Source organism: Hypericibacter sp. (assembly GCF_050729195.1).
In the GTDB taxonomy this organism is placed as follows: domain Bacteria; phylum Pseudomonadota; class Alphaproteobacteria; order Dongiales; family Dongiaceae; genus Hypericibacter.
Window position 1 is genome coordinate 1 of sequence record NZ_JBOHKS010000324.1, and the last position, 7,377, is coordinate 7,377.

The 7,377-nt window shown below is 65.5% G+C and carries 8 protein-coding genes; all 8 read left to right on the top strand.

The window, feature by feature from the left end; translation table 11 throughout:
• The coding region (locus tag ACREE8_RS26115) for a (d)CMP kinase (protein ID WP_431575956.1) at window positions 1-563 on the top strand (563 nt) is incomplete at its 5' end.
• A gap of 158 nt (window positions 564-721) precedes the next feature.
• Window positions 722-2,455 (top strand): 30S ribosomal protein S1, encoded by a 1,734-nt coding sequence (gene rpsA, locus ACREE8_RS26120; RefSeq protein ID WP_431575957.1) that lies wholly within the window; start codon window positions 722-724, stop codon window positions 2,453-2,455.
• Window positions 2,456-2,854: 399 nt separating this feature from the next.
• On the top strand, window positions 2,855-3,142 hold the full coding sequence (locus ACREE8_RS26125) for an integration host factor subunit beta (RefSeq protein ID WP_151175402.1): 288 nt from the start codon (window positions 2,855-2,857) through the stop codon (window positions 3,140-3,142).
• 123 nt (window positions 3,143-3,265) lie between these two features.
• The gene (locus ACREE8_RS26130; RefSeq protein WP_431575958.1) at window positions 3,266-3,622 is read left to right on the top strand and encodes a lipopolysaccharide assembly protein LapA domain-containing protein; all 357 of its coding nucleotides are present in this window, start codon (window positions 3,266-3,268) and stop codon (window positions 3,620-3,622) included.
• A gap of 124 nt (window positions 3,623-3,746) precedes the next feature.
• On the top strand, window positions 3,747-4,484 hold the full coding sequence (gene pyrF / locus ACREE8_RS26135) for an orotidine-5'-phosphate decarboxylase (RefSeq protein ID WP_431575959.1): 738 nt from the start codon (window positions 3,747-3,749) through the stop codon (window positions 4,482-4,484).
• Window positions 4,481-5,305 carry a hypothetical protein gene (locus ACREE8_RS26140; RefSeq protein ID WP_431575960.1) on the top strand — a complete coding sequence of 275 codons (825 nt, stop codon included), beginning with the start codon at window positions 4,481-4,483 and terminating at the stop codon, window positions 5,303-5,305. The genes pyrF and ACREE8_RS26140 overlap by 4 nt, the downstream gene beginning before the upstream one ends.
• 33 nt (window positions 5,306-5,338) lie before the next feature.
• The gene (locus tag ACREE8_RS26145) at window positions 5,339-5,986 is read left to right on the top strand and encodes a phosphoribosylanthranilate isomerase (RefSeq protein ID WP_431575961.1); all 648 of its coding nucleotides are present in this window, start codon (window positions 5,339-5,341) and stop codon (window positions 5,984-5,986) included.
• Window positions 5,987-6,272: 286 nt separating this feature from the next.
• Window positions 6,273-7,377, top strand: a 1,105-nt coding sequence (gene trpB, locus ACREE8_RS26150; RefSeq protein ID WP_431575962.1) for a tryptophan synthase subunit beta, incomplete at its 3' end; no start/stop codon positions are given.

Genomic DNA, 7,377 nt, shown 5'->3' on the forward strand with positions numbered 1-7,377 from the left:
ATACCGGGCTGCTCTACCGCGCGGTGGGCCTGCGGCTGCTGCGCGCAGGCCAGGACCCCGCCGACGAGGCCGCGGCCGTCGCCGCCGCCCAATCCCTGACCTCGGCCGACCTGACCCCGGATCCCGAGCTGCGCAGCGAAGCCACCAGCCGGGCGGCCTCGGCGGTCGCCAAGATCCCGGGGGTCCGGCAGGCCCTCCTGGACCTGCAACGCCGCTTCGCGGCCGCCCCGACCGACGAGCAGGGCCGCCCGGCCCCGGGGGCGGTCATCGACGGGCGGGATATCGGCACCGTGATCTGCCCCGGCGCCCCAGTGAAACTTTTCGTGAACGCCAGCCTCGAAACCCGCGCCAAACGGCGCCATAAAGAGTTGCTGGATCGGGGCGAAGCCATTATATATGCGCGCGTTCTGGAGGACATGGAACGGCGTGACCAGCAGGATCGCAGCCGTTCAGTGGCGCCGATGGCCAAGGCGCCGGACGCTTTCGAGATCGACACGACCAAGCTTGACGCAGACGGCGCCCTTGCCGCTGCGCTGACCTTCATCGGGTCTCGCCTCGACTGATCCGTTCCTCGGCGGAACTCCATCGTTGTAACCCGCCGTCCGATGCCCTCCTCGCGGCCGAGCCGAGGGCGTTTCGCGGCACAACCCAGTTCGTTGCCAAGACCGCCGGAACCAACCGGCTGGCCGGGATAGCGAAAGACGAAAGGATACCGAACACCATGGCTCGTACAGCCACCGCTGGCGAAACAATGCCAAAGGAAAATTTTGCCGCTCTGCTCGACGAATCGCTCGGGCGCGGCGCCGGCCTCGAGGGCAGCGTCCTCAAGGGCCGCGTCGTGGGCATCGAGAACGACGTCGCGCTGATCGATGTCGGTCTGAAGTCCGAAGGCCGCGTGCCGCTGAAGGAATTCACCAGCGCCGGCGCGCGCCTCGATATCAAGATCGGCGACGAGGTCGAAGTCTATCTCGAGCGCATGGAAGACAAGAACGGCGAGGCGATGCTGAGCCGTGAGAAAGCGCGCCGCGAAGAAGCGTGGCAGCTCCTCGAGAAGTCCTTCAAGGAAAACCAGCGCGTCACCGGCGTGATCTTCGGTCGCGTCAAGGGCGGCTTCACCGTCGATCTCTCGGGCGCCGTGGCCTTCCTGCCGGGCAGCCAGGTCGATATCCGTCCCGTGCGCGATGCCGGTCCGCTGATGGGCTCGCCGCAGCCCTTCCTGATCCTCAAGATGGATCGCTCGCGCGGCAACATCGTCGTGTCGCGCCGCGCCGTGCTCGAGGAGAGCCGCGCCGAAGCCCGTTCCGAGCTGGTCGCCAGCCTCAAGGAAGGCCAGGTGCTGCAGGGCGTGGTCAAGAACATCACCGACTACGGCGCCTTCGTCGATCTGGGCGGCGTCGATGGTCTGCTGCATGTGACCGACATCGCCTGGAAGCGCATCAATCATCCCTCCGAGGCGCTCCATATCGGCCAGACCGTGCAGGTCCAGGTCGTGCGCTTCAATCCCGAGACCCAGCGCATCTCGCTCGGCATGAAGCAGCTCGAGGCGGATCCCTGGGAGAACGTGGCGACCAAATATCCGGTCGGCACCAAGTTCAAGGGCCGCGTCTCGAACATCACCGACTATGGCGCGTTCGTCGAGCTCGAGCCTGGCATCGAAGGCCTGGTCCATGTCTCCGAGATGAGCTGGACCAAGAAGAACGTGCATCCGGGCAAGATCCTCTCGACCTCGCAGGAAGTCGAAGTGATGGTGCTCGATGTCGATCCGCAGAAGCGCCGCATCAGCCTGGGCCTCAAGCAGTGCCTCGAGAATCCGTGGTCGACCTTCCTCGACAAGCATCCGGTCGGCTCGGAGCTCGAAGGCGAAGTTAAGAACATCACCGAGTTCGGTCTGTTCGTCGGCCTGCCGGGCGATATCGACGGCATGGTGCATCTCTCCGACCTCGACTGGAACCAGCCCGGCGAAGAGGCCATCAAGGCCTTCAAGAAGGGCGACATGGTGAAGGTGAAGCTGCTCGACGTGGACGTCGAGAAGGAGCGCATCTCGCTCGGCATCAAGCAGCTCGGCTCGGATAATTTCGCAACCGCCGCCTCCAGCATCAACAAGGGCGACGTCGTCACCTGCACCGTCACCGCGGTCCAGGAAAACGGCCTCGAGGTTTCGGTCGGCGACGGCCTCTCGGCCTTCATCCGCAAGTCGGACCTGGCGCGCGAGCGCAGCGAGCAGCGCGCCGACCGTTTCGCCGTCGGCGAGAAGGTCGATGCGAAGGTCACCTCGGTCGACCTCAAGAGCCGCAAGATCTCGCTGTCGATCAAGGCGCGCGAGGTCGAGGAAGACAAGCAGGCGCTGGCCGACTACGGCTCCTCGGACTCCGGCGCGTCGCTGGGCGACATCCTGGGTGCCGCGATCAACAAGGCCAATGCCGAGCGCACCCGGAAGACCAAGAAGGACGAGTAAGCCCTGGCTTTCGGCTTCGGACCCTGGATCCAGGGTTCGAAGCCGGGCCGACTGGCTGTTTCAGAGGCCCGGATTCCCGCCATCTGGCGGAAATCCGGGCCTTTTTCATGCCTGAAGGAGGCCCGGGGCGCCAACGGCCACCCCGACCCCGGCATTGTACTGGGACATCGCCCGGCCCGGCTCGGGGTTTCCCCTGAGGATAGGGACAGCCTGACGATCCCGATTGCTGTCCCAATTTCCCCGAAATCGACAAAAGTACGAAAAATAGAAGAAATCCAAGCGACTTAGCCTTGACGGGCATCGCCCTGTTTTGGCACGCTCGATTTGTCCCCCGACGGTGGGCCAAATCTCGCAGGGGCGGGTCGGACGCGAGGCCAATGCCAGGGGAAGCATAAGGCCATGACCAAATCAGAATTGATCCTGAAGATCGGGCAGATGAACCCGCATCTTTATCACCGCGATGTCGAGCGCATCGTGGGTGCCATCTTCGAAGAGATTACGACCGCGTTGTCGCGCGGCGATCGTGTGGAATTGCGCGGCTTCGGGGCCTTTTCGGTCAAGCAGCGTGAAGCCCGGGTCGGCCGCAATCCGCGCACGGGCGATACCGTGTCGGTGGCCCGCAAGGTCATTCCTTTCTTCAAGACCGGCAAGCAGTTGCGCGAACGGCTCAACGGCAAGGGCGAGTGATCTGAGCCGGCCTTCCGGACCTCGGGCCTCGTCGGCGCATGAAGCGGGCCTGATCCTGAGCGGGATTTCCGGGAGAACCTCTCGAAAACCGCGAAGGTGGCGCCACGGATTGGCGATAACACCGTGAAACGACTTTCTTTTATCATCACCTTGCCGGTCACGCTGGTGATCCTGATCTTCGCCCTGTCGAACCGGGGTCCGATCGGGCTGACCCTTTGGCCGTTCGATGCCACCATCGATCTTCCGATCTATCTGGTGGTGCTGGGCAGCCTGCTGCTGGGATTCCTCCTGGGCGGCCTGGTCGCCTGGGTCGCCGGCGGGCGCGTCCGGAAGCAGGCGCGGCGGCTGCGGCAGGAGACACGCCATCAGGCGGCCGAGATCGCCGATCTGAAGAAGCGCCAGGGGCCCACCGCGGCGTCCGGCACGACCGGCACGGCGCTGGCTACCCAGAGCCCGCGACCGCCCCTGCCCTCGCCCTGACAGGCGCTACGCCCGGGATGCCGGGCTGCCATCCGCTCAGCGCCGACCTCTCCCACCCGCGCGGTCATGACAGCGCCACCTCCCGCGGGGTAAAAGCGGGGCCCTGATTGAAGAATGAGGATCGATGATGTCGCAGGATCGTCTTCTGGTCGCGATCGATACCGCTGAGCTCGACGGCGCCGTCAGGCTGGCCCGTTCGCTGGCGGGATCCTGCGGCGGCCTCAAGCTCGGGCTCGAATTCTTTTCGGCCCACGGTCCGCAGGGCGTCGCCAAGATTCTGGCGGCCGGCGCGAAGCTGTTCCTCGATCTGAAATTCCATGACATTCCCAACACGGTCGCGGGCGCGGTTCGCGCGGCGGCGGCGCTGGGGCCCTTCATGCTCAACGTCCATGCCTCGGGCGGACGCGCCATGATGGAGGCGGCGGCCACGGCTGCGGCAGAAGGTGCGGCCAAGGCGCGCAAGCCCAAGCCGCTGCTGCTGGCGGTGACCGTGCTCACCAGCCTCAGCGACGACGATCTCTCGGCGGTGGGCCAGCATGGCTCGACCGCCGACCAAGTCAAACGCCTGGCGGTGCTGGCGCAAAAATCGGGCCTCGACGGCGTGGTCTGCTCGGCGCGCGAGGTCGCAAGCTTGCGTGCCGAATGCGGCCCCGACTTCAAGCTGGTGGTGCCGGGCATCCGCCCGACCTGGTCGGCCGCGCAGGACCAGAAGCGGATCATGGGACCGGCGGATGCGATCCGTCAGGGTGCCGATTATCTCGTGGTCGGACGGCCCATCACCGGTGCCCCCGATCCGCGTGCGGCCGCGCGCTCGATCGCGCAGGAAATCGCCAAGGGTTTCGACAAGGGAGCCGGGGCGTGACCCATGGCCCCCTGGGCAACAGTCCAAACCGCCGCGATGGACCCGATCTGAACCCGGCGCTGTTGATTCGCGACAGCGTCCTCGGGCTGCGCGACACCGATCTGTTCCTGCGCCTCGCGATCCTGCCGGCGATCGGCATGTTCATTGCCGAGCTGCTGCTGGTCTGGAGCGGATTGAGGATCGACATCGATCCGACCGGGGCGACGCCACCCTCGAGTCAGACCATGCTGGCGGCATTCCTGACCTATCTCGCCTATCTCGTCTTCAGCACGCTGTTCGGCGTCAACTGGACCCGGAGCCTGCTGCTGGGACGCAATGCCGTCGCCGGATTCGGATTGCAATGGGGCGTTCGCGAGACCCGCTATCTGCTGCGGGCGGCGGCGATCGTGCTGATTCCGGCCTTCGCCGGCATGCTGGCGTTCTTCTTCGTGCTGGCGATCTTCGGCCAGTCCGCCATCACCCGCATCGCCGCGCTGATCCTGGCGGTGATCTATCTGTTCGTGATGGTGCGGCTGACATTGCTGCTGCCCGCAGCCGCCCTCGATCATCCCTTCGGGCTGCGCGAGGCCTTGGGCCTGCGCGGGCGGCTTGCGGCGCGGCTCCTCGCCACCCAGATTCTGGTGGCGTTGCCTTGCCTTCTGCTGCTGGTGTTGCTGGGAATCGTGATCGACCATCTCGGACTCTTCGCGGCCGCCCCCTATGCCAGCCAGTTCATCTTTCTGGTTTTGAATTTCCTGTACATCGCGGTCTCGGCCGGCATCTTCGCGTTCGCCTTCCAATCCATTCTCAAAGGCCGTTCGCGCGGATCGCTGACCGTCTGACAAGAGATTTCGCGTTTCCGCCCGAGGAGCATCATGGCGATCGAGGTCAAGATTTGCGGCATCAACAGTGCCGAGGCGCTGGCGGCGGCGGTCGAGGGCGGCGTCGGGCTGGTCGGATTCAACTTCTATCGCAAGAGCCCGCGCTTCCTGACGCATGACGCGGCGGCCGCTCTCGCGCGCACCGTGCCGGCCTCGGTCAAGCGCGTCGGTCTCATCGTCGATCTCGACAATGAGGCGATCGCGACGCTGCTGGCCGCCGTGCCGCTCGACATGCTGCAGCTCCATGGCTCGGAGGACCCGACGCGCGTCGCCGCGATCCGCGCGCGGTTCCGCAAGCCCGTGATGAAGGCGATCCCGGTCGCGCGCGCCGAGGATCTGGCGGTCGCCGATGCCTATCTGGCGGTCGCCGACCGGCTGCTGTTCGACGCCAAGCCGCCGTCTTCGATGAAGGATGCGTTGCCGGGCGGCAATGCCATCTCCTTCGACTGGCGGCTGCTGCAGGGCCATGACTGGAGTAAGCCCTGGATGCTTTCCGGCGGCCTCGGTCCCGACAACCTCGCCGAGGCGGTCGCGATCTCCGGCGCCCGGCGCGTCGACCTCGCCTCCGGCGTCGAGGACCGCCCCGGCCTCAAGAACCCCGCCAAGATCAAGGCGCTGCTGGCGCTGGCCAAGACGCTGTGATTCTTGCTCCTCTCGACGTTTTTCTGCTGTCATCGCCAGGCTCGACCCGGCGATCCAGGGCCGGCAAGACTGGATGCCCGGATCAAGTCCGGGCATGACAGGAAACAGCAGCAGGCCTCTTCCTCAAGGAGGCGGTGAAGAGATTTCAAACTACTGATCCGGCGCGTCTTTTTAGTTTCCGAGGCGCCCCGCGCATTGTTTTGACCGCAGGGGCCGGCTTATGGTTCATTGCCGCGCTTGGCCCGGAGCCTGGGCCGGCACACGCCCCGAACCCGCAAGGACCGCTTTGACCAGTCTCAATACCTATCGCGCCGGCCCCGACGAGCACGGCCATTTCGGCATCTATGGCGGACGCTATGTCGCCGAGACCCTGATGCCGCTCATCCTGGCGCTGGAGAAGGCCTATGAGACGGCCAAGCGCGATCCGAGCTTCGCTGCCGAGCTCGCCTATTACCTCGAGCATTATGTCGGACGGCCGAGCCCGCTCTATTTTGCCGAGCGGCTGACGCGCCATTTCGGCGGCGCCAAGATCTATTTCAAGCGCGACGAGCTCAACCATACTGGCGCGCACAAGATCAACAACTGCATGGGCCAGATCCTGCTGGCCAAGCGCATGGGCAAGACCCGCATCATCGCCGAGACGGGTGCGGGCCAGCATGGCGTGGCGACCGCGACGGTGGCCGCGCTCTTCAATCTCCCCTGCACCGTCTATATGGGCGAGACCGACATCGCACGGCAGAAGCCCAACGTGTTCCGCATGCGCCTGCTGGGTGCGGAGGTAAAGCCGGTCAAGAGCGGCACCGCGACCTTGAAGGACGCGATGAACGACGCCTTGCGCGACTGGGTCGCCAATGTCGAGAACACTTTCTACATCATCGGCACGGTGGCGGGCCCGCATCCCTATCCGGCGATGGTGCGCGACTTCCAGTCGATCATCGGCCGCGAAGTGCGCGAGCAGATGCAGAAGGCCGAGGGACGGTTACCGGACAGTTTGGTGGCCTGCATCGGGGGCGGCTCCAACGCGATGGGGCTGTTCCATCCCTTCCTCGACGATCCGACCGTGAAGATGGACGGCGTCGAGGCGGCCGGCCTCGGCATCGAGACCGGCAAGCATGCCGCCTCGCTCAATGGCGGCGAGCCCGGCGTGCTCCATGGCAACCGCACCTATCTGCTGCAGACCGAAGACGGGCAGATCATCGACGCCCATTCGATCTCGGCCGGCCTGGATTATCCGGGCATCGGTCCGGAACATGCCTGGCTGCATGATTCGGGCCGCGTGAACTATGTCTCGGCGACCGACCAGCAGGCGCTCGACGCCTTCCAGCTCTGTGCCCGCACCGAGGGCATCATCCCCGCGCTCGAGCCCGCCCATGCGCTGGCCCATGTGACGC

Coding starts and splice junctions, on each gene's coding strand:
- ACREE8_RS26145 (WP_431575961.1), top strand. CDS start 5,339: ATGGCGATCGAGGTCAAGATTTGCGGCATCAACAGTGCCGAGGCGCTG.
- pyrF (WP_431575959.1), top strand. CDS start 3,747: ATGATGTCGCAGGATCGTCTTCTGGTCGCGATCGATACCGCTGAGCTC.
- ACREE8_RS26125 (WP_151175402.1), top strand. CDS start 2,855: ATGACCAAATCAGAATTGATCCTGAAGATCGGGCAGATGAACCCGCAT.
- rpsA (WP_431575957.1), top strand. CDS start 722: ATGGCTCGTACAGCCACCGCTGGCGAAACAATGCCAAAGGAAAATTTT.